Below are 19728 nucleotides of genomic sequence, written 5' to 3' on the forward strand. Positions count from 1 at the left end.
CCGGATCCGGAGGTACGGGCACTGGCCGCATCCGACCCCGCCCTGCTCGAGCCCCCGGTGCGGGACCTCGACCCCACGGTGCGCCAGGCAGCCGCCACCAACCCGAACCTGGCACCCGCCACCCTGGAAGACCTCCTCGCAGACCCCCGTACCGCCGAGAGCGCCGCGGCCAACCCGGCCCTTCCCGCTTCCCGCCTGCACGCCCTCCTCGACCGCTGCCTGGACGACACCGTCACCCTGCAGGGTGCCGTCCACCCCTGACAGGGCTGGTCGGCGCCGGGACGACTCGTCCGGGTACCGACCACTCTTCTCGAACGGGGACGCCTACCCTTTCCCGGCGCGCGTGATCGCCGGCCGAACACCGCCCATGCGGGCCGGTGTTCCTTGTCCTGCTGGTGGGCATGGGCGAGGAGCCGGTATCCGCGGCATCGCCCCAGCCCCTACGAGAAGGGAGCAAAGATCAGGAGCAGAAGTGCGTACGCAGCGACTGCCATCGGGAAGACGACCTCTGCCTTCAGCCGAGTCGTGAAGCTCAGCGGGATGCCTTCGCTGACGCGCACGTTCTCCAGGTCGTGGTGCAGTTCGCAGGTGGTCTCGCCGTCCACCAGCACCGCGTAGGACGTCTCCGTGGCGCTCCCGAACCGCCGCGGTGCGATGCGGATCTGGGCGCCATGCCTGGTGACGGACGGCGGATCGATGTCGTCCGGCTGAGGCACCGGTTCGAGGATGTCCAGAACCGGTGTCCCGAATGACGCCCGGATGGGACGCTGCTGGCTGAAGTCGGCTGCGACGATGTCACGCCGCCCGTTGTTGCGTATGCGGAGCCTGACGACGCGTGGGCTGGTGAGGCTGACACCGTCCCTGAGGACTTCGATCGATCCGTCGACATGGGGGTGATTGACGAGCAGTTCGGTCTCCTCGAACGAGTACCGAATGCTCCGCTTCGGGTTCGCTGCCCGCAGTGTCGCCCAGACGGCAGCCATTCCGGTGAGGAGAGAGGCGAGCACGGCAGCGGCTGCCCAGAACGTGCCCGACACGTAGAACGGATCATCCGTGGCTATCACCTGCATGTGCGTGATCTAAGCAGGGGGCAGGGGAGTCGCGCAGTGGTTCGACGTGCTTCGGTCCGCTTCCTCGCGGAGATTCGGCGGCCCCGGTCAAGGTCGGTATGCGACCCGTCCCCGGTTCAGCTCGGCACAACGGCCTCAAGATCCTCCAACTCCCTTGTAGTGAGGGTGAGTTCCGCGGCCCTGGCGGAGTCGGCGATGGAGGCGGGGCGGCTGGCACCCGGTACCGGGATCACTGCCGGGGAGCGGGCGAGCAGCCAGGCCAGGGCGATCTGCTGGGGGGTGACGCCGTGTTCGGCGGCGATACGGTGGAAGGCGGTGCCTGTCGAGGTGGGGCCGGAGGGGCCGTCGAGGGAGCTGCGGGAGATGCCGCCGAGCGGGCTCCAGGCCAGGAAGGCCAGCCCCAGCTGTTCACTGAGCTGCACCTCGGGCTCGCTGTCGCGGACGGCGGGGGAGTACTGGTTCTGTACGGAGACGAGACCGTCGCCGAGGATCTGGTGGGCTTCGCGGATCTGGGCGGTGGTGACGTTGGAGATCCCCGCGGCGCGGATGGTGCCGGCGTCGAGAAGCTCGCGCAGCGCGCCGACGGATTCCGCCCAGGGCACGGTCGGGTCGGGCTTGTGCAGTTGGTACAGGCCGATCGCGTCGACGTTCAGGCGCTCGGCGGAGGCTTGCGCGGCGTGCTTGAGGTGGGCGGGGGTGGCGGTGACGGTCCAGCTGCCGTCACCGGGCCGGCCGCGGCCACCCTTCGTAGCCACCAGGACGTGGGAGGCGCCGACGCCGTAGCGGGCCAGGGCGCGGGCGATCAGCAGCTCGTTGTGACCCACCTCGTCGGCGTGCCAGTGATAGCTGTCAGCCGTGTCGATGACGGTGACACCGGAGTCGAGGGCGGCGTGGATGGTGGCGATGGCCCGCGTCTCGTCCGGGCGGTGCTCGATGGACAGCGGCATGGCGCCCAGACCGATGGCGCCGACGGAGGTGTGGGCGATGGTGCGCTTCTGCATGGTGGCTTGGTTCCTCAGTCTGTGGGAACGGGGGACAGGGCGAGTGCTTCGGCGACGGCGCCGGGCAGCCAGTCGGTGGAGCGGGAGAAAGAGAAACCCAGCGCCTTCGCGCGGGCGTTGCTCATGGCGTAGTGGCGGTCGAAGGAGAACGGGGAGGCTTCTTCGCCCGCGCGGACGGTCCGGTGGACCGCCTTCCGGCCGGCCTGCTTGGCGACGATGTCGGTGAGGTCGTGCACAGTGAGCGGGCCGTCGGAGCAGGCGTTGACGGGGCCGGTGAAGTCGGCGACGCTCGCCCACATCAGCAGGTCCGCCAGCTCCTCGTAGTGGATGAAGACCGTGGGCAGCGCCGTCGCGTGCACAGCGACCGCGTCGCCCCGGGTGACGCGCTCGGCATAGTGCGCCAGCCGGCCGGTGAACTCCTGCGCGCCGCCGCCGAGTACATGGGCGCTGCGCACGGTGGCGAAGGCGAATCTGCGGGCGCGGGCGAAGACGGCCTCGGCCTGCCGCTTGCCCTCGGCGTAGTGCGCCTCCAGGTAGGCGTCGTCGTGCCAGGGCAGGTCCATGGCCACCTGCCAGGTGGCCGGGTCCACGCTCTCCTCCGTGACGGGCGTCCCCGACGGCACGGTCGGCAAGGTGGCGGTTGCGGGGTCGTAGACCTCGATCGTGGAGGTCATGACGTAGCGCCGGGTGCGGCCGTCGAAGGCGCGGGTGGCGACCGCGGCTTGTACCGGGGTGTAGCAGACCTGGTCCACCACGACATCGAAGGCGCGTCCGTCGAGCGCGGCCGTCAGGGCGGCCTCGTCGTTGCGGTCGACGACGAGGTGCTCGACGCCGGCAGGTGCCGGGGTGGAGCCGCGGTTGATGACCGTGACCTGGTGGCCCGCAGCCTGAAGGCGTTCGACCAGGAGCTTTCCGAAGTACCGGCTTCCGCCGATGACACAGATCCTTTGCATGCCCCAAGCCTGGATCCCTATCGTCATCAGCAGAAGTCCCGACTTGCTGGATACGTATTAAGGAAAACTGTTGATCGATGTGCAGCGGCTCCGCGTCCTGCGGGCGGTGGCGGAGTACGGCAGCTTCAACCAGGCGGCCGCCGCACTCCGACTCACGCCCTCGGCCGTCTCCCAGCAGGTGGCCGCCCTGGAACGCGGCCTCGGTGCCCAGGTCGTGGCGCGCAGCACCCGAGGCGTGACCCTCACACAGGCGGGCCGGATCATGGTCGGCGCCGCCGAATCCGTCGCAGCGGAAATCGAGTTCGCACAGCAGCAGGTCGCCGAGCTCCGCACCGGCCGCACCCAACTCACCGTCGCCACGTTCACCAGCGGCGGCAGGCTCCTGCTGCCCGCTGCCCTCACCCAGCTCACGGCAGCCCATCCCCGCACCGTGGTCCACGTCAGGGAGGGCGAACCCGAGGACACCCTCCCACTCGTCCGCCAAGGCGCCGTGGACCTCGCCCTCGCCTACCACTTCGACGGCCCGCTCCCCGTCGGCCCTGGCCCCAGCTCCAGCCTGGAGTGGACACCGCTCCTGGCAGACCCCCTGCACGTCGTCCTGCCTCAGGGCCACCGACTCGCCGACCAGGACGCGCTCGACCTCAACGATCTGGCAGCCGAACCCTGGGTGCTCGGCTGCCTCAAGACCGAGGCATACCTGCGCCGCTTCGCGGAACACGCCGGCTTCGATCCGGAAATCCGCGGCACCACCACCGACTACTTCTTCGCCCGCTCCCTCGTCGCCGCGGGCATGGGAATCTCCCTGATCCCCTCCATCGCACTCGCCCCCGAGATCCCGGGTCTGAAGAGCGTTCCGATCAAGTCGCCGGGCCCGATCCGGCACATCGGCGTCGCCGCAATCAGCCACCGTGACAGGCCCCACGTCACGACGCTCGTACGCACTCTTCGCGAGCAGGCGATGCGGCACGACGGGCATCGGTTTGTCGTCGGCCCGCCGAAGGCCGACCAGGCGGCACTCTCCCGGGCCGTCGACCGAGACCGGAGTGTGGGGGAGGCGGTAGCCGTCGTTGAGCCTTCTTCGAGAGACTCCTCCCCGTGATGGACAACTCGCTAATCGTCGCTGGCCTCACTGGTGTCACCGCGATCGCGGCCAGTTCGCTGGCGAGCTGGCTGACCAGCAGGGGCAATGCCCACGCAGCCCGGATCCAGGTCCATGCCAACAGGGACGCGCAGCGCTGCGAAGGTACTCGGCAGACCCGACGAGCCGCCTACCTCGACCTCATTGAGCGGGCCGAGGCCGTCGCTGACGGACTCAGGGGAGTCGACAGTCTTCGGTCCACCGAGTGCGAGGCCGCTCTGGCCGGTCACCGCGACCGGCATCAACAACTTCGCAGGGCAGCGACGCTGATCGGCCTGGAAGGCCCGTCCACGGTCGAAGTAGCAGCATCGAACCTTCTGATCATGTCGGGCACGCTCAGCACCGCTCTCGCGGCCACGGCCGAGAACGTCAGCCGGGACAACCGTCGTGAGTTCCAGGAGACGTTGCGCGCTTACATACGACTGATCAGGCCTTTCGTGGATGCAGCTGCCCTCGCGCTGGAAGAGACGTAGTCGGAGGCGAGGCTCTTCCTCCGTCCTCCGCGGTTCTGCGGCGGCCGGTTCGGATCGAGCGGTATCGGCGGGCCGGGCGGTTGTGGACAGCTGGGAGGGGTCCAGGCTGTGAATGCTGGAAGCCTGTATGACATCTCCCTTGAAGTGGCCGTTCGCGATGTTGCGTACGGGCGGCTGCTCGCCCGCCGATTCCGGGGGCGCAGCGGCTGCACGCCAAGCAGGTGGCCATGAGGCAGGCTGTCGGAATGAGATCACGAACTGGTGGCATGTGGTGGGGAACGACCATCGAAGCTCCGGACCCTCGCAGCCTGGCGAACTTCTACGCCGACCTCCTCGGCTGGGACATCGGGCACGAGGAGCCCGGAACGACCGTCCTCGCCGCCTCCCCGCAAGGACCGTTCTTCGTGTTCCAGCAGGCGGACGGCTACCGGGCTCCGGTGTGGCCGCCGGTCACTGGCGAGCAACGCCCGATGATGCACTTCGACTTTCAGGTCGGCGATCTGGAATCGGCAGTGGCCGAGGCGGTCGCCCTCGGCGCCGTCGTCGCGGGGCATCAGCCGCAGGAGAACGTCCGGGTGCTGTTCGACCCCGCCGGCCACCCGTTCTGTCTGTGCCACGACGAAGGCTGATCAGCTGGGCGTGATCCGGATCGGAGCCGGATGCTGCACCCATCGTCGGGGCGCGAGCGCGGGTGGTGCTGCATGCGGCGTGCGGGTGCGGCCGTCCTCAAGGCGAGGTGGCCGGGTGGTACCTGGCGTGCCGTCCCGCTACGAGGTCATCGGCGGATCGGTGCGGGCGTCATAGGAGCTGCGCGCATCGTCGATCCGCGCGAGGTGCGCGACGCTCCATTCGAGCAGAGGAGCAGTGGCCTTGCGCAGAGTGAGGCCCATCTCGGTGAGCTCATAACTGACATGCGGCGGCATGACGTTGTGGACGGTGCGGGTCAGGATTCCGTCGCGTTCCAGGCTGCGCAGTGTCACGGTGAGCATGCGCTGACTGATTCCGTCGATGGCCCTTTTGAGCTCGGTGAAGCGGCGCGGACCGTCCCGGAGATGGCGCACGACCAGCAGCGACCACTTGTCTCCGACGATGTCGAGCACCACTCGGGTCCGGCACGCGTCGCTGGGCGGCTCTGACGATCGTGCATCGCCCTGTACCGCGCCCATGGTTACCTCCAGAGAACCGGGTCACAGAAATGTGCCTTATTGCCTGCGGCGCGTCGTGTGCACCAGCATGTTTCAGGTACTCAAACAGTACCGAGGCACGAAAGGTAACCGCCAGAGCCGCAGGTCAGCGGCGTGCGCGCGATCGTGCCCTGCTGCTCCTGCGAAGGAAGACCCATGACTACATTTCTGCTGGTGCACGGTGCTTGGCACAACGGGCGGTGCTGGGAGCGGGTGGTGCCGCTGCTGGAGGCGGCTGGACACCGTGTGTTCGCGCCCTCGCTCACCGGCTTCGGTGACAAGGCGCACCTGCTCGGCCCGGAGGTGGGTCTCGATACGCACGTCGACGACGTGGTGGGACTCATCACCGAGGAGAACCTCAGCGACGTCGTACTCGTCGGCCACAGCTACGCAGGGCTGGTGATCTCCTCCGCCGCCAACCGCATTTCGGACCGCATCGCGCACCTGGTCCACCTCGACGCGATGGTCCCGGAGGACGGTGAATCCGCCGTCGACGTCCAACCCATGACACGGCAACTGATCGAGCTCGCCGAGAAGTCCGAGAGCGGCTGGCGCGTGCCGCCGATGCCGGAGCAGCCCGCGCCCCTCGGCCTGTTCGGCGTCACCGACCCGGACGACGTCGCCTGGCTGCGCGGGATGCTCTCGGACCAGCCGGTGCGCTGTCTGCAGCAGCCGGTGCGGCTGGACAACCCAGCCGCTGACGCGATTCCGCGCACGCACATCCACAATGTCGGCGCCACGCCGACGGGCATCACCCGCCGCCCCATCCCTCCGATCCAGCCCAACGGCACTGCCGCCCAGGTCTGGGAACTGCCGACCGGCCACGACTGCATGATCACCATGCCGGGCGAACTCAGCGAACTACTCCTCAAACTCCCCTAGCCAGAAGATCAGTTGAAGGTGAGGCCCCGGCGCACGGAGAGGACGCCGCTCGCACCAGGGGCGCGGCGGCGTCCTGCTCTGCGCGGTTCCGGCCGGCTGAGGCAGCTTCGGGACCCAGTAGCAGCGTGCGGCATGATGAGTGCGTGGACTTCGAGCCGTACCGGGGTGAGTTGGTGGCGTTCTGCTACCGGATGGTGGGTTCCTTCCACGAGGCCGAGGATCTCGTGCAGGAGACCATGCTGCGCGCCTGGAAGGCTCGTGACCGGTACGACCCGGCGCGCGCGTCGGTGCGGACCTGGCTGTACCGGATCGCGACCAACGCCTGCCTGACCGCTCTGGAAGGGCGTGCGCGGCGTCCACTGCCGTCCGGGTTGGGGGCTCCGAGCGACGACCCCGGCGCGCCGCTGGCGCCGGCCCTTGACGTGCCATGGCTGGAGCCGTTCCCTGACGCGCGGTTCGACGTGGAGAAGCGGGCCGATCTGCGGCTGGCCTGGGTGGCGGCGGTGCAGGTCCTGCCGGCCCGGCAGCGGGCGGTGCTGGTACTGCGCGAGGTGCTGGCGTTCTCCGCCGCCGAGGTCGCCGAGCAGTTGGACACCACGGTCGCGGCGGTCAACAGCGCGCTTCAGCGCGCCCGTTCAGCTCTGTCCGGCGTAGGCGATGCCGCGACGGTCACCGAGCCCGACGATCCCGAAGTACGCACCGTCATCCAGCAGTACGTGCAGGCTTTCGAAGCGGCGGACGTACCCGCGTTGGTGCGACTGCTGGCGGACGACGCCGTGCTGGAGATGCCGCCGGTTTCGTTGTGGTTCCGCGGCAGTGGGCACTACGGCCGGTTCATGGACCGGGTGTTCGGGATGCGCGGCACGGGGTGGTGCGTACAGGTGCTGACGGCCAACGGGCAGCCCGCGCTGGCCGCGTACGCACCCGAGCCCGGTGGCGGTCACCGCCTGCACACCCTGCAGCTGTTCACTGTCACCGGCGGCCGCATCACGCACAACGTCGTGTTCGCCGATCCGCGCGTCCTCGACGTCTTCGAACTGCCCCAGAGAATTTCCGCAGACGATTTTCGCAGCGGGCGATGAGTCCTCGCGGTGCCGTCGGTACGTACCGGTGAGCATCCAACCGAAGGGAACCTCATCGTGAGCGTCATCGTCATCGAGTTCATCACCCTGGACGGGATCGTGTCCGACCCGGACGGGTCCGCCGGCACGCCACTGGGTGGCTGGGCCTTCCGGCACGGCCCGGACAGTGTCGGCGGCGACAAGTTCCGCCTCGGATCGACACTGGACGACGGAGTGCTGCTGCTGGGACGCACGACCTGGCAGTTGTTCTCGCAGCTGTGGCCGGGCCGCGACGATCCGTTCGCCGCGCGGATGAACGCCGCGTCGAAGGTGGTCGCCTCACGCACGCTGACCAATGCCGACACCATGGCGTGGGCGAACTCCCAGGTCATCGACGGCGACCTGGTCGACACCGTCAAGCACGAGCGGCGCGACGTGATCGTCACCGGGAGCCTGAGCGTCGTGAGTCAACTGCAGGCGGCGGACCTGGTCGACGAGTACCGGCTGCTGACCTTCCCCTCCGTCCTGGGCACCGGACGGCGGCTCTTCCCGGCTGATGGTCCTCGTGCCGAGCTGGCTTGCCTGGGCGCTGAGCAGGTCGGCTCCGCCATCCTCACCCGCTACCAGAGGGCTGCCCGCTGACTCAGGTGCCGCGGTGACCGTGGTTCGGGCCGGCTGCACATAGCTGACTGACTGACTTGGCTGCGCAGCATGACCGGCATGGAGTGGCGGGCAGGTGCCCTGCTCGGAGTGAGCGCGCGGGGGCTCGCTTCGAGCAGGGCACCGGGGCGGACACGGTCAGTTGCAGAGGTGACTCCAGCCCATGTCGGGGCGCCAGGTCTTGGTGCTCGCGGTCCCGCCCTTCTTCTTCCAGGTGAACTTCGCCTGGACCTGGAAGCTGTTCTTCGGCCACCTGCACGGATTGACCGACGCGGTGCCTGCCAGGTCCTGGGTGCTGTGCCAGCCGTCGTCGTCCTTGGCGGACTTCACCGTCACGGTCTTGGTTCCGTTGAAGCGCAGGAGCTTCACGTCGTTGACCTTGACCGTGTAGTCGCCGCCACCGGCGACGTCGGTGATCTTCGCCCGCGCCCGGTACGTGTCGGCCTCGTCGTCCCACCACACCGTCGCGCAGCGCTTGACCTGCTTGCCGTAGCACTCCCAGGTGCTGTCCGCGGACGCCATGGACGGCGTGAAGACGATCGAGGCGCCCGCCGCTGCGATGGTGAGCGCACCTGCCGTACCGATCCGGCCGAGTTGCTTGAGCGTCATGAGATTCCTTTCTGATGCCCGCGGCTGGTTGGAGAGCCGTCGGGTCGCCAGCGCCGGCGATCGACGGGAACGCTAGCCAGGAATCTGGAGTGAACCGTGAGGCGTGCGGTGCTGTTGCGCTGCCGTGACAACGTTCGGATGTGGCTGTCATCGCCAGGACCGTCGCCGGGTGACTCGCCGAACAGGCAAGGGGCGGTGCCGGCCGTCGCTCCGCGCGCCCCGGCGCAGGACGCCTTGAGGGCAGAACTCAGGCTGCTGCCTCGGGAGCCGGGCGGTTCTGCTTCGTGCCCTGCCGCGCGGCGAGCAGCGCCCAGGCGGCCAGCGGGATTTGCAGCGGCAGTCGGCCGTAGGCGATCGCCTTGAGCGGGGTGGAACGGTTCCGCCAGTCGTAGGCCATCTGCACGTTGGCCGGGAAGACCGCGGCGATCAGCGCCGCGGCGGCCAGTCCGCCCGCCCTGCGGGTCCGCGGGCTGGCGAGGGCGGCCGCCACGACGAGCTCCGCGGCACCGCTGGCGTAGGTGTACGCCCGGGCCGGCCCTGGCAGCCCCCGGGGGACGATGGCGTCGAACGGGGCCGGAGCGAGGAAGTGCAGCGTCCCCATCCCACCCATCACGCGGGCCAGTGAACGAGCGGGATCGAGTGACACAGAACTCTCCTGGGGGTGTGCCTGGACGGACCCGGTCAGCCTACTTACTCGCCGGTAATGGTGGGAAGGGGCACTCTCGCGGTGCTCCTGGTCGAAATCGACGCCCCCGGCGACGGTCCCCAGGAGTTCCACCTGGTGCTCCTCGACAACGGACGCACCGTCGCGCTCGCCGACCGGATCGGACGCGAGGCCCTGAACTGCATCCGCTGCTCGGCCTGCCTCAACGTCTGCCCGGTGTACGAACGGACCGGCGGCCACTCCTACGGCTCCCCCTACCCCGGCCCCATCGGCGCCGTACTCACCGCGCAGCTCGCCGGAATGCACGCCACCAAGGACGACCCGAACAGCTCGCTGCCGTACGCCTCCAGCCTGTGCGGAGCCTGCTTCGACGCCTGCCCGGTGAAGAGCGACATCCCCTCGCTCCTGGTCGAGCTGCGTCACCAGCACACCGAGCAGGCGGGTGCCAGTGCCGAGAAACTGGCGATGAAGGCCGCAGCCGCGGTCATCAGCCGGCCCGGGCTGTTCACCGTCGCGCAGAAGGCGGCCGGCGTCGGCGGCCGGGTGGTGGCAGGCCGCGACCGCAAGATCTCGCGCCTGCCCGCACCCTTCGACGGCTGGACCGACAGCCGGGACATCCCGGCCCCGCCCCAGCAGAGCTTCCGCTCGTGGCTGGCCTCGGGAGAGGGCGAGGTCACGCTGCAGGCCGCCGCGGAGGAGGGCGCCCGGCTCAGGGACGACCCACGCCACGAGGCGGCCACCGACACCCACGAGGAGGGAAACCGATGACCACGACCGCACGCGAGACGGTGCCCGGGCGAGTGAGGGACGCCCTGACCCTGGCCGGTCCGGCCGAGCCGGACGTGACCGTGCCGCGCGCCTACCGCACCCTGCCCGACCCGGAACGCCTCGACCTCTTCGTGGACCGCCTGGTCGACTACAGGGCGAGGGTGCACACCTGCACCGTCCAGGACACCTCCCGGGTGATTGCCGACGTCCTTCGCGAGCACGGAGCCCGCCGGATCGGTGTGCCCGCCGGCCACGATCCGGAGTGGGTCGCCGAGTACGACGGCGAGACGTTCCAGGACACCGCGGACGCCGGAAGCCGTGGCACGGCTGATCCCTGAGCGCCCGACGACGATGATCAGTGGTCCGTCGGCGACGTCCGACATCGAACTGGAACGTGTCGAGGGCGTGCACGGCCCGCGCACCCTGGAAGTGGTCATCCGCACCGACGCCTGAGTCACCGGCCTGAGCAACGACGACGTTCAGGCGCGGTAGACCTGCTCCAGGAGAGTCACTCGGCCCTTGCCGTCGAATGTCAGGTTGTAGCCCAGGCCTTCCCGCTCGGAGTTGTTGATCGTCTTGAGTCGGCTGACGAGTTGGGTCTGCGGGTAGTCGGCGGGCTGCTTCTCGTCGCCGAGCGGTGCGCAGAGGATGGTGTGCGCGTCCGGGGTGAGGGCAACCGTGACGTAGGAGCCGGAGCCGGGTTCGACGGTCCAGGTGTCGAACTGCTTGTTCACCTTCTTCTGGGCCGGGCGGACGGACACGTAGGTCCGTCCGTCGGCCGTCCACGCGTCCTTGACCTGGACGAACTGCTGAGTACCCGCCCAGCGCGGTTCGGCCACGGGAGCCGAGGCCGAGGCGGAGGACGTTCTCCTGGCGGCGGATGCGCTCTTCGAGGCGGCAGGCGAGGGCGAGGAGGCGGCGGCCGGCGAGGCCTCCGGGGCTTCGGCCGAGGCCGACGGCGACACCTCGGAAGAACCTGTCATGTCCTCCTGAGGAGTGGCCTCTTGAGAGGAGCCGGACGGCCTGGCGGACGACTCGGACGGCGAGCCGCAGCCCGTCAGGACGGTGAGCGCGGCGACGGCGAGCGCGGCCGCGGGCACGACAGCGGCGCGGCGGAAGGTGGCGGAGACGAACACGGTGAAGATCCCCCATGGGTCAGGTTGTCGACGTAACACCACCTGTACGCGCCACCCGGCACCCGGGTTGCACCCTCTGGAAGAATTTCTTTCTCCGCCGCCACGGTCCTCCGGTAACCGTGTCCCTACGCCCGTGTTCAGGCGCGGTAGACCTGTTCGAGAAGGGTCACTTGGCCTTGGGCGTCGAATGTGAGGTTGTAGCCGAGCCCTTCCCGCTCGGAGCTGCTGATCGTCTTGAGTCGGCTGACGAGTTGGGACTGCGGGTAGTCGGCGGGCTGCTTCTCGTCGCCGAGCGGTGCGCAGAGGATGGTGCGGGCGTCCGGGGTGAGAGCGACCGTGATGTAGGGGCCTGTGCCCGGTTCGACGGTCCAGGTGTCGAACTGCTCGTTCACCTTCTTCTCGCCCGGGCGGACGGACACGTAGGTCCGTCCGTCGGCCGTCCATGCGTCCTTCACCTGGACGAACCGCTGGGTGCCTGCCCAACGCGGATCGCCCACGGGGGCCGAAGCGGAGACGGAGGACCGACTCGACGGCGACTCCCTTGTGGTCGGCGAGGCAGTCGCGGACTTCGAGGTCGCGGCGGACGGTGACACCCCGGTGGACCCGGTCCTGCTCTCTTCCGGGGATATGGCGGACCGCGACGGCTCCGGAGCCGACGTCGTGACCGCTGGTACCGGCCCCGGCCTCGTCGCCACCTCCTTCGGCTCGCCGGTCGTCCCGGTCAGTCCCAGACCACCCAGCACCACCCCCACGGCCAGCAGAACGCCCCCCGCCGCGACGGCAGTTCGCCGCCGACGCGTCCGCTGCTCCCCGCGCGCCCGCACGGCGGCCGCCGACAGCGGCGTCACCATCCGACCGCCCGCCTCCGCCAGCTCGGACAGCTGCTCCTCCAGCATCGTCTCGTCAGCCATGGTGCACCCCCGCCGATCGCGCACTCCGCGGATCCAGCTCCGTATCCTCCAGCAGCCGCGCCAACGCCGCCCGCCCCCGGCTGAGCCGCGCCTTCACCGTGCCCTCCGGACTGCCCGTCTCTGCCGCCACCTGTTCCACGCTCAGATCACACAGGTGATGCAGGACGATCGCCCGCCGCTGGGCCTCGGGTATCTGGCGCAGCGCGTTCACCAGCGCCACATGGTGCGGCTCCGGCGGCGGCACCGGCGCGGGCGGCCCCTGCCGACGTGCCGACATCAGCGCCGTCCGCACCCGCCGCCACCGGCTCACCGCCAGCCGTGACGCCACCGTCCGCACCCACGCCTCCGGCGCGTTGTCCCGGTCCAGGCGCCGCCGACGCTCCCATGCCCGCGCGAACGCCTCCTGCACTACGTCCTGTGCCTCCGCCAGATCACCCGTCATCGCGTACAGCTGACCGACCAGCCGCCCGACACTTGCCGCATAGAACTCGTCGAACTCCTGCTCGTTCATTCCGATGCCCGGCCGGTCCGCCGACGCTTCAGCGTCACGGGTGGCCACAGGCGCGGTTCCGGTGGAACCGGAAGCGGTGTGCGGGCCCACAACGTCTCGGAGCAGCGCGGACAGGTTCCACCGCTCCGACAACACCAGCCTCCACCACGACCGTTGAAACCATGACCGGTCCAGCCGCACGGTGTCACCCCGATTGAGGGAGATCAGCTGCTTCGAACCGGCAGGTGCTATATGCGACGAGAGCGCTGTCATTCCTTCATTTCCCCGAGGCGAGTTGCGCGCGAAGATGAGAGGCAGTGGGCCAACTGCCTTGCGCATCATGCCGGATGCGCGCCGACGGAGTCACCGCGCACGTCGAGAATCTTGTGGTCCGTCACTGCGACCGGGCCGGGAGGCTTCAGCGATGCGAGGTGCGGCCTTCAATGCCCAGGCTGGAGAAGGGTTCCCGTCAACATCCGTGCCATGGACGCGATCAAGGTGGACTTCGCTGTCATCGGCTTCGGCAAGGGCGGCAAGACGCTCGTCGGAGCACTGGCCAAGGCAGGCAGGCGTGTCGTACTGATCGAGCAGTCCGACCAGATGTACGGCGGCTCCTGCCGGTCGTCGATGACGGCGACCGGGCGGTGGTGACCTGCCGTACGACTGACGGGTCGGCCCGGACCGTGGGCGGGGACGTCGTACTCGCCGCCTTGGGCCGGCGTCCGATGACCGACGGACTGGGTCTGGCGGAAGCCGGCATCGAGGTCGGGCAGCGTGGCGAGGTCGTCGTCGACGAATACCTGCGCACGTCGCTGCCGCACGTGTACGCCGTCGGTGACGTCAACGGTGGACCGCAGATCGCGCCTTTGTGCCTCATGTTGTGTTCACGACCCTGCCGCTCGCGCGGGTCGGGATGACCGAGGCGCAGGCTCGCGCCACCGGCCGGCTGCTGAAGATCGCGGTGCGCAAGGTCGCGGACATGGGCATCGTGCCGCGCGCCAAGATCGTCGGCGACGCGCGCGGTGTGATGAAGGCGATCGTCGACGCGCAGACCGACGAGGTGTTGGGTGTGACGATGCTGGCCCACGACGCCCACGACGCCCACGAGACGGTGAGCACGCTCGCGGTCGGCCTCCGCCTCGGCGCAACCGCCAGTGTGCTGCGCGACGGCATCTACACCCACCCGTCGATGACCGAGGCGTTCAACGACCTCTTCGCCAACCTGGCCTGACGGAGCCGCCGGGCTCGGACTGCCTCTGGCCGACGCCCGATGAGGATCAGCAACAGTGCCCCGGTGAGGGCGGAAGAAGCCCTGGATGTGGGCCGACCGGCTGCGTCAGGTCTGCGGGCGCTGGTCGGGCGCAGGCGGTTCGTCGGTGGGGTGCCGCAGCAGGCGGGTGAGGGTGGGCGCGATGGCGGCCAGGGGGAGGACGTAGTCGACCTGTCCCGTGCCGATGGCCGCCTTGGGCATGCCCTGGAACTCGGCGGTCTCGGGGTCCTGCACGATGACAGTGCCGTCGTGATCCTTGACCGCTTCCACACCCCGGGCGCCGTCGCCGTCCGCACCGGTGAGGACACAGGCGATGATTCCCGGCCCGTAGGCCTTTGCCGCCGACTCGAAGAGCGGATCGGCTGCAGGGCGGGCGTAGTTGACCCGATCCTCCCGGGTCAGAAACAGGGTTCCGTCGTCTCGCACGCACAGGTGCTGGTCGGGCGGAGCGACATAGACCGTTCCGGCCTGAGGCGATTCGCTGTCCTGCGCCAGCTTCACGGTGAGGGACGTGGCGCGCTGCAGGATGTGCACGATGCGGGTCTCGCGGGTGCGGTTGAGGTGCTGGGCCACCAGCACCGGCACCGGCAGATCGCCGCGCAGCCCGCCCAGCAGCGTGCCGAGGCCCTGGATGCCCCCGGCGGAGGCAGCGACGAGTACCGCTGACCAGGGGCCGTGACCGTCTCGAGAGCTGTGCTGCACCTGCGCAGGCTATCGCGGCACGCCGGCCGGGGGCGGATATGACCTCTGGGTGGGCGCGGCTGCTTCGCGGTCATGGGCTGGCCTGGTCCAACTGGAGTCGGGACACCGGAGCGGTGCACCGTCCAGCCTGCGTCACGAACCGGTGCTGCCCCTCACCTCGACCGCGGCACCGAGGTTCGGCGCCGCGCTCCTGGCCAGCTCTCGGGCATGGGCCACGTCAGCGCTGTCCGCCACGATGATGGTCACCGCGGAGTTGGACACGGCGTCCCGTCGCAGGGTCGCGCGGGTGATGGAATGCTGAGCGAGAACCGCCTCGTACGCGGCGATCGCCTCGGCAGGGAAGGCATCGTGGAAGTCGGTCTCCACGAAGAGCCCCGGCCCGGTGACCTTCAAGGACGTCACACCGGTGAGATGCCGGTGCCGACCGTCCTCGGTGAGCATGTCCTTGAACGCCGTCAACACTCCGGCGGCATCGACCGCGGTGGCCTCGATGCGCCAGCGGACGGCTGCTTCTTTCCACGGCGCATCGTGGATGTCGGCGCGTTCCACCTTGTCGTCGGCCGTCAGCGACCGCCAGAGCGCCAGGACCTCGCCCGTCTGCCCCTCGTCCGCAGCGACGGTGAAGGTGATGTCGTTCGCCGTGATCCGGCCGGTGACCTTGCTGCGACGGACGACGTACTCCCGCAGCTCACCCGCCAACTGCGTCACACGGTCGGCCGGTGTGCCCTCGTCGACCGTCAGGGTGCCGGTGGACGATCCAAGGAACGGCAGTGTGTTGTTCTTGGTGGTGCGAATCTCTGCCACGTCCGGCGTGCCGGCCCAGCTCTTCTCGAAATTCGCGGCGAGCGCCGAGCCTTTGTCGACAGCACATACGGTCAACGCGGCCCGGGCCAGGGCCCGTAGGGCGACCGGCATGGATCGTCGCGCGGGGGTTCTTTCCAGTGCCGTCTCCTTGAAGAGCGGCCCGGCCGATCTGCCTCGAGCCATGCCCGCGGTGGTCGCGATCGGCGACAGCCTACGGCTCCTGGCGTCAGCGGTGGGCGAGTTCGGTCTCCTGACTACGCGTCGCCGCGGGCATCCAAGTGAGAGGAGTGAGAGGAGTGCGAGGGGGCGAGGAGGACGACGATCGGCGCCACGTCGCTGTGGCGAAGGCGTACCACTTCTGGCTCCCGTCCTGGACGAACTAGAGTTCCTGCCGGGCTCCTTGGGGCTACGCGTGTCGCCGAGCGGAGCTCCGGGCCGGATCCAGAGGGCGTCGGACGCCACCGCGGATGCCGCCGCCCGGATGCCACCGAGTCCACCCGGCAGAACCACCGATGGGAAGCAGGGCGCATGACCGTCAGTCTCACCATGTACGACACCCCGCGGCTGGGGAGCATCTCCCCGACCACCGGGCTCCCGGTGCCGCCTCTGTATCCCGTCCACATCGCGGGTGCGGGGGTGGAGCCGCGTGTCTTTGCTCAGGTGGAGCGCGAACTCCCGCCCGGTGGCGGCATTCCCGCGTACCGCGGCGGCCGCAAGAAGGGGGGTCGTTCCTTCCTCCTGTGGGCCGACGAGGGGCGTGCGCAGCCCCTGGCCCGTCTGGTCACGCAGTCCGCCGATGGGCACCGTATGACCTATCAGGTGCTGGACGCGGCCGGGCAGATCATCGGCACCATTGCGCGGCGGAAGGCGTTCAAGGGCGGTGGGTTGCGTGCGCGCTGGACGGTGTCGCAGGCCGGCGGGCCGGACGTCGTGGGCTACAAGGGACGGCTGTTCTGGTGGGGCTTCTGCTGGCTGCTGTCTCCCCTGCTTCCGTTCGCCCTCGTCGGCGCCGTGCTGGGCAACGGAGACCTCCCACGCGCGCCACGGCGTGTGAGGTGGCGTGCGGACGGCCGGATGGTCATGGAGCACAAACCGTCGGCGAAGGCGGTACTGCTCCACGTTCCAGGCCTTGATCCCCGAGTCGGTGCCGCGCTCGTGGCGCTGCTGGCGTCCTACGGGGGTTGGTATCGCACGTCATGGGACGACCAGAAGGAATAGAGGCGTTCCGTCAGCTGGTCCAGCGTTCCCGGGAGCACACGCACAGGCAACCGCGACGCTCTCGGGGACGGCCATGACTCATCCTGGTCACGGCTGACAGCGCTCCTCGATTCCTTGTCCCTCACCACCATCAAAGTGAGGAAGCCGGCCAGCCGTCTCGTGTCGTGCCGATCCGATGGGGTCGGCAGGCGGGCAATTGCGATCCGTGAGCGGACCGGGATTGTTGACGACGGTCGACGGCTGCCCGAGTTCGAGCAACTCCAGGCGGGGCTGGCCGGCTGATGAGTTCCTTGGAGACGTGAACCATCAAGAAGAACCGTTTCTTCGCGACCGCCAAGCCTCCGTCTTCGCCACTGAACCCGTCCCGGAGCCCGACGGGAATCCACCGGTTCCATCGGGTGTCGAGCCGTCCGGGACGCCCATATATGACGCCCTCATCGCGCAGTGGCGTGTGGCCCGCAAACAGATTCCGCGTGCGTCACCCTCCGACCGTTCGAGTGCTGCGTCGTAGCCCGTGACGGCCGGTTCCTCGCGGCTCGAACGAGTGATCGCAGCGGTCGCCGGCGAAACCTCGGTGAGAGGCGGGCGTTGAGTCCGGCGGGGCGACGAGCGCGTGCGGCGCCGAGTGCGAGTTGATGAGGTGGACCACTTCGTGGGAGAGAGCAGTGACAGGACCCGACGCGGAGCGGATGAGGTCCAGGGGGCGTGAACGTCGAACAGCGATGCCGTGCGGAGGAGTTCTCCGGCACGCGCACGCCTGCAGTGGTCCAACCTCGGATCCACTCTCAAGCGGGGTCCCGCAGGATGCTGCTGCGCGCTCTGGACATGAGTTTCCTGCCGGTCCCGTCCGTCGAGGCGACCTCGTCGCAGCCGGATGGGGTGGCGCTAGGGGCTGAAAGGCAGGCGGCGCTCACGCCCACGGCAGCATTCGATGCCCTGTACGTCTTCGCCGCACCCGGGCTGATACGGGAGACATACGTGCTGACCGGGACACGTCCCTTGGCCTTCGAGTCGGTCGAGTACGCGTTCCGGCACGCGTGGCAGCGGTGGCCCGAGGTCGCCCGCGACATGGATCCGGTGGGCTGGGTGCGCGCGCAGGCCCATGATTACGCGCTCTCGCCGTGGCATCGCATCCGGCGCGTGTTCTCCGGGCGTACAGCGATGCCTGATGGTGTCCCGTGGGCCCCAGTTCTTGAACTCCCGCCCTGGCAGCGGCGGGTGGTGGTGCTGTGTGACGGGCTGGGGATGAGCGTCTCCGAAGCGGCTGCCGAGATGGAGGCCAGTACGGGGGCCACGCGGGGCAGACTGGCACGCGCGCATGCCGCTCTGACCGAGTGCGGCACCGGCTGTTCCGTGGATGAGGTGCGGCAGTCCGTCGCGGACTGCGTCGAGGACACTTCGGCCAGCACCGTGGCTCATCCGGAGTCTGTCCGGGAGTGCAGTGAGCGGCGGGTGCGCATCATGGTCCGGACCGTGTACATGGCGGTCTCTCTGCTTGCGGCTCTTGTCGCGTTCTTCATCCTGGCCGCCCCTTGAAGGGGTTGGGGCCGAGACCTGACGGTCCACGCGGCATCGCTCTGGGCCAATTGCGTTGTGGTGGGGGATTGGGCCCGAATGCCGGTCCGGTTGGCCGGTCGTCGCGGATCGCTGAGGAGGAGCACCCGCAGCGTCATTTTTGACATGCCCACTTCCAATCAACGCGCGTAGCTGTCACAGTTCCTTCGACCGAAACCCGCCAAGCATGGAGCCCCCACCATGAGACGTGTACGTGCGACGTCCCTTGCGAGTTCATTCCTCATCGCGCTGACCATCGCCTTCACCGGTGCGGGTCAGGCGCAGGCCGCCGCCACCTCCTACGTCGCCCTCGGCGACTCCTACTCCTCCGGGGTAGGGGCCGGGAGCTACCAGAGCGGGAGCGGCGACTGCAAGCGCAGCAACCTCGCGTACCCGCAGCTGTGGGCCAACGCCAACTCCCCCTCCTCCTTCTCGTTCATGGCCTGCTCCGGGGCTACCACCAGCACGGTGCGAAGCGGCCAGCTCGGCCCGCTCACGAGTGCCACCCAGCTGGTGTCGGTGACCGCAGGCGGGAACGACGTCGGGTTCGCGGACGTCATGCAGACCTGCATCCTGGGCACTTCGGCGACATGTCTCGACCGGGTCGCGACGGCGCGTTCCTACATCAGCAGCACGTTGCCGGCGAGGCTCGACGCCCTGTACGCAGACATCGCGAGCCGGGCGCCCAGTGCCCGTGTCGTGGTCATCGGGTACCCGAAGTTCTACGACGTGGAAGCGGTCTGCGCCGGCCTCTCGGACACCAAGCGCACCGCGATCAATCAAGCCGCCGACCAGCTGAACTCGGTCATCTCGCAGCGTGCGGCGGCCAAGGGGTTCCGCTTCGGCGATGTCCGGCCCCCGTTCACGGGACACGAGATCTGCTCCGGCGACTCGTGGCTGCACAGCCTGGACATCTCCATCGGCGAGTCCTACCACCCGAAGGTGGCCGGCCAGTCGGGGGGCTACCTGCCCGTCCTGAACGCCAACGACTGATTGCGCGTCGCACGCCGTGTCCCCTGCCCGCCGATCCCATGCAGGGGACGTGGTGCTTCCGGGCGCGGGCCGGCTGTCGCGCTGGGCATCCGACTCAGGATGTGATCGCCAGTATCCGGTCGTTCGGAGCCACGGCAAGGTTGCGACGATCTCTGCGCCGAGGCCCTCGCACGACACAAGCAGCTCA

23 protein-coding genes and 3 pseudogenes are annotated in these 19728 nt (G+C 69.1%); 15 read left to right on the plus strand and 11 right to left on the minus strand.

Going from position 1 to position 19728, the window contains the following annotated elements:
• Window positions 1-261: pseudogene (locus M4J07_RS22510) on the plus strand (hypothetical protein); the annotation flags it as partial.
• Between the two features lie 179 nt (window positions 262-440).
• On the opposite strand, the gene M4J07_RS22515 reads toward M4J07_RS22510, so the two are convergent.
• From M4J07_RS22515 to M4J07_RS22525, 3 genes are all read right to left on the minus strand, one after another.
• Window positions 441-1070 carry a hypothetical protein gene (locus M4J07_RS22515; protein WP_255974747.1) on the minus strand — a complete coding sequence of 210 codons (630 nt, stop codon included), beginning with the start codon at window positions 1068-1070 and terminating at the stop codon, window positions 441-443.
• A 116-nt stretch (window positions 1071-1186) separates the two neighbouring features.
• Window positions 1187-2071 carry an aldo/keto reductase gene (locus tag M4J07_RS22520; protein WP_255974749.1) on the minus strand — a complete coding sequence of 295 codons (885 nt, stop codon included), beginning with the start codon at window positions 2069-2071 and terminating at the stop codon, window positions 1187-1189.
• Between the two features lie 14 nt (window positions 2072-2085).
• Complete coding sequence (locus tag M4J07_RS22525) at window positions 2086-3024, minus strand: NAD-dependent epimerase/dehydratase family protein (protein WP_255974751.1); 939 nt, start codon at window positions 3022-3024, stop codon at window positions 2086-2088.
• Between the two features lie 70 nt (window positions 3025-3094).
• Between M4J07_RS22525 and M4J07_RS22530 the strand changes: the two genes are divergently transcribed.
• The 3 genes from M4J07_RS22530 (at window position 3095) to M4J07_RS22540 (ending at window position 5264) form a co-directional block, all read left to right on the plus strand.
• Window positions 3095-4123 carry a LysR family transcriptional regulator gene (locus M4J07_RS22530; RefSeq protein ID WP_255974753.1) on the plus strand — a complete coding sequence of 343 codons (1029 nt, stop codon included), beginning with the start codon at window positions 3095-3097 and terminating at the stop codon, window positions 4121-4123.
• Complete coding sequence (locus M4J07_RS22535) at window positions 4120-4635, plus strand: hypothetical protein (protein WP_255974755.1); 516 nt, start codon at window positions 4120-4122, stop codon at window positions 4633-4635. The genes M4J07_RS22530 and M4J07_RS22535 overlap by 4 nt, the downstream gene beginning before the upstream one ends.
• A gap of 245 nt (window positions 4636-4880) precedes the next feature.
• On the plus strand, window positions 4881-5264 hold the full coding sequence (locus tag M4J07_RS22540) for a VOC family protein (RefSeq protein ID WP_255974757.1): 384 nt from the start codon (window positions 4881-4883) through the stop codon (window positions 5262-5264).
• A gap of 138 nt (window positions 5265-5402) precedes the next feature.
• Here M4J07_RS22540 and M4J07_RS22545 read toward each other — a convergent pair whose 3' ends face one another.
• Entirely contained in the window at window positions 5403-5801 is a 399-nt protein-coding gene (locus M4J07_RS22545; protein WP_255974759.1) for a winged helix-turn-helix transcriptional regulator, read from the minus strand.
• 174 nt (window positions 5802-5975) lie between these two features.
• Between M4J07_RS22545 and M4J07_RS22550 the strand changes: the two genes are divergently transcribed.
• The 3 genes from M4J07_RS22550 to M4J07_RS22560 all read left to right on the plus strand — a co-directional run bounded on the left by M4J07_RS22550 (window position 5976) and on the right by M4J07_RS22560 (window position 8404).
• Window positions 5976-6701: an alpha/beta fold hydrolase gene (locus M4J07_RS22550; protein WP_255974761.1), complete on the plus strand. Its 726-nt coding sequence runs from the start codon at window positions 5976-5978 to the stop codon at window positions 6699-6701.
• A gap of 125 nt (window positions 6702-6826) precedes the next feature.
• Window positions 6827-7783, plus strand: a complete 957-nt coding sequence (locus M4J07_RS22555; protein ID WP_255974763.1) for a sigma-70 family RNA polymerase sigma factor — start codon at window positions 6827-6829, stop codon at window positions 7781-7783.
• 57 nt (window positions 7784-7840) lie between these two features.
• On the plus strand, window positions 7841-8404 hold the full coding sequence (locus M4J07_RS22560) for a dihydrofolate reductase family protein (RefSeq protein WP_255974765.1): 564 nt from the start codon (window positions 7841-7843) through the stop codon (window positions 8402-8404).
• 156 nt (window positions 8405-8560) lie between these two features.
• Here M4J07_RS22560 and M4J07_RS22565 read toward each other — a convergent pair whose 3' ends face one another.
• Together M4J07_RS22565 and M4J07_RS22570 are read right to left on the minus strand one after the other, a co-directional pair.
• Window positions 8561-9031 carry a hypothetical protein gene (locus M4J07_RS22565; protein ID WP_255974767.1) on the minus strand — a complete coding sequence of 157 codons (471 nt, stop codon included), beginning with the start codon at window positions 9029-9031 and terminating at the stop codon, window positions 8561-8563.
• A gap of 247 nt (window positions 9032-9278) precedes the next feature.
• Window positions 9279-9677, minus strand: a complete 399-nt coding sequence (locus tag M4J07_RS22570) for a DoxX family protein (RefSeq protein ID WP_374215068.1) — start codon at window positions 9675-9677, stop codon at window positions 9279-9281.
• Window positions 9678-9782: 105 nt separating this feature from the next.
• On the opposite strand from M4J07_RS22570, the pseudogene M4J07_RS22575 reads away from it, so the two are divergent.
• Window positions 9783-10463, plus strand: a pseudogene (locus M4J07_RS22575) (4Fe-4S dicluster domain-containing protein); the annotation flags it as partial.
• A pseudogene (locus M4J07_RS22580) lies at window positions 10460-10916 on the plus strand (LUD domain-containing protein). The pseudogenes M4J07_RS22575 and M4J07_RS22580, both read left to right, overlap by 4 nt.
• Window positions 10917-10942: 26 nt before the next feature.
• Here M4J07_RS22580 and M4J07_RS22585 read toward each other — a convergent pair.
• The 3 genes from M4J07_RS22585 to M4J07_RS22595 form a co-directional block, all read right to left on the minus strand.
• On the minus strand, window positions 10943-11599 hold the full coding sequence (locus M4J07_RS22585) for a hypothetical protein (protein ID WP_255974769.1): 657 nt from the start codon (window positions 11597-11599) through the stop codon (window positions 10943-10945).
• A 137-nt stretch (window positions 11600-11736) separates the two neighbouring features.
• On the minus strand, window positions 11737-12510 hold the full coding sequence (locus M4J07_RS22590) for a hypothetical protein (protein WP_255974771.1): 774 nt from the start codon (window positions 12508-12510) through the stop codon (window positions 11737-11739).
• Window positions 12503-13021 (minus strand): SigE family RNA polymerase sigma factor, encoded by a 519-nt coding sequence (locus M4J07_RS22595; RefSeq protein ID WP_255974810.1) that lies wholly within the window; start codon window positions 13019-13021, stop codon window positions 12503-12505. The genes M4J07_RS22590 and M4J07_RS22595 overlap by 8 nt, the downstream gene beginning before the upstream one ends.
• Before the next feature lie 462 nt (window positions 13022-13483).
• Between M4J07_RS22595 and M4J07_RS22600 the strand changes: the two genes are divergently transcribed.
• The 3 genes from M4J07_RS22600 to M4J07_RS22610 are packed head-to-tail and all read left to right on the plus strand — an operon-like array spanning window position 13484 to window position 14231.
• Window positions 13484-13651: a hypothetical protein gene (locus M4J07_RS22600; protein WP_255974772.1), complete on the plus strand. Its 168-nt coding sequence runs from the start codon at window positions 13484-13486 to the stop codon at window positions 13649-13651.
• A 32-nt stretch (window positions 13652-13683) separates the two neighbouring features.
• A complete protein-coding gene (locus M4J07_RS22605; RefSeq protein WP_255974773.1) occupies window positions 13684-13917 on the plus strand; it encodes an FAD-dependent oxidoreductase in 234 nt (77 codons plus the stop codon).
• Entirely contained in the window at window positions 13881-14231 is a 351-nt protein-coding gene (locus M4J07_RS22610) for a hypothetical protein (protein WP_255974775.1), read from the plus strand. The genes M4J07_RS22605 and M4J07_RS22610 overlap by 37 nt, the downstream gene beginning before the upstream one ends.
• Window positions 14232-14336: 105 nt before the next feature.
• Here M4J07_RS22610 and M4J07_RS22615 read toward each other — a convergent pair whose 3' ends face one another.
• Window positions 14337-14972: a chemotaxis protein CheB gene (locus tag M4J07_RS22615; RefSeq protein WP_255974777.1), complete on the minus strand. Its 636-nt coding sequence runs from the start codon at window positions 14970-14972 to the stop codon at window positions 14337-14339.
• A gap of 132 nt (window positions 14973-15104) precedes the next feature.
• On the minus strand, window positions 15105-15959 hold the full coding sequence (locus M4J07_RS22620) for a hypothetical protein (RefSeq protein ID WP_255974779.1): 855 nt from the start codon (window positions 15957-15959) through the stop codon (window positions 15105-15107).
• A 345-nt stretch (window positions 15960-16304) separates the two neighbouring features.
• On the opposite strand from M4J07_RS22620, the gene M4J07_RS22625 reads away from it, so the two are divergent.
• The 3 genes from M4J07_RS22625 (at window position 16305) to M4J07_RS22635 (ending at window position 19541) form a co-directional block, all read left to right on the plus strand.
• On the plus strand, window positions 16305-16994 hold the full coding sequence (locus M4J07_RS22625; protein WP_255974781.1) for a hypothetical protein: 690 nt from the start codon (window positions 16305-16307) through the stop codon (window positions 16992-16994).
• Between the two features lie 705 nt (window positions 16995-17699).
• Window positions 17700-18530, plus strand: coding sequence for a sigma factor-like helix-turn-helix DNA-binding protein (locus M4J07_RS48280; protein ID WP_255974783.1), 831 nt, complete (start codon window positions 17700-17702; stop codon window positions 18528-18530).
• A 219-nt stretch (window positions 18531-18749) separates the two neighbouring features.
• Complete coding sequence (locus tag M4J07_RS22635) at window positions 18750-19541, plus strand: SGNH/GDSL hydrolase family protein (protein ID WP_255974785.1); 792 nt, start codon at window positions 18750-18752, stop codon at window positions 19539-19541.
• Window positions 19542-19728 lie beyond the last annotated feature (187 nt).

Origin of the sequence: Streptomyces longispororuber (assembly GCF_024448165.1) — a bacterium.
In the GTDB taxonomy this organism is placed as follows: Bacteria; Actinomycetota; Actinomycetes; order Streptomycetales; family Streptomycetaceae; genus Streptomyces; species Streptomyces longispororuber_A.

Excerpts from the sequence above, each read along its gene's own strand:
- M4J07_RS22525 (WP_255974751.1), bottom strand. The coding sequence starts at position 3,024 with ATGCAAAGGATCTGTGTCATCGGCGGAAGCCGGTACTTCGGAAAGCTC.
- M4J07_RS22520 (WP_255974749.1), bottom strand. The coding sequence starts at position 2,071 with ATGCAGAAGCGCACCATCGCCCACACCTCCGTCGGCGCCATCGGTCTG.
- M4J07_RS22625 (WP_255974781.1), top strand. The coding sequence starts at position 16,305 with ATGACCGTCAGTCTCACCATGTACGACACCCCGCGGCTGGGGAGCATC.
- M4J07_RS22635 (WP_255974785.1), top strand. The coding sequence starts at position 18,750 with ATGAGACGTGTACGTGCGACGTCCCTTGCGAGTTCATTCCTCATCGCG.
- M4J07_RS22550 (WP_255974761.1), top strand. The coding sequence starts at position 5,976 with ATGACTACATTTCTGCTGGTGCACGGTGCTTGGCACAACGGGCGGTGC.
- M4J07_RS22590 (WP_255974771.1), bottom strand. The coding sequence starts at position 12,510 with ATGGCTGACGAGACGATGCTGGAGGAGCAGCTGTCCGAGCTGGCGGAG.
- M4J07_RS22620 (WP_255974779.1), bottom strand. The coding sequence starts at position 15,959 with ATGGCTCGAGGCAGATCGGCCGGGCCGCTCTTCAAGGAGACGGCACTG.
- M4J07_RS22540 (WP_255974757.1), top strand. The coding sequence starts at position 4,881 with ATGAGATCACGAACTGGTGGCATGTGGTGGGGAACGACCATCGAAGCT.
- M4J07_RS22600 (WP_255974772.1), top strand. The coding sequence starts at position 13,484 with ATGGACGCGATCAAGGTGGACTTCGCTGTCATCGGCTTCGGCAAGGGC.
- M4J07_RS22515 (WP_255974747.1), bottom strand. The coding sequence starts at position 1,070 with ATGCAGGTGATAGCCACGGATGATCCGTTCTACGTGTCGGGCACGTTC.
- M4J07_RS22595 (WP_255974810.1), bottom strand. The coding sequence starts at position 13,021 with ATGAACGAGCAGGAGTTCGACGAGTTCTATGCGGCAAGTGTCGGGCGG.
- M4J07_RS22545 (WP_255974759.1), bottom strand. The coding sequence starts at position 5,801 with ATGGGCGCGGTACAGGGCGATGCACGATCGTCAGAGCCGCCCAGCGAC.
- M4J07_RS22565 (WP_255974767.1), bottom strand. The coding sequence starts at position 9,031 with ATGACGCTCAAGCAACTCGGCCGGATCGGTACGGCAGGTGCGCTCACC.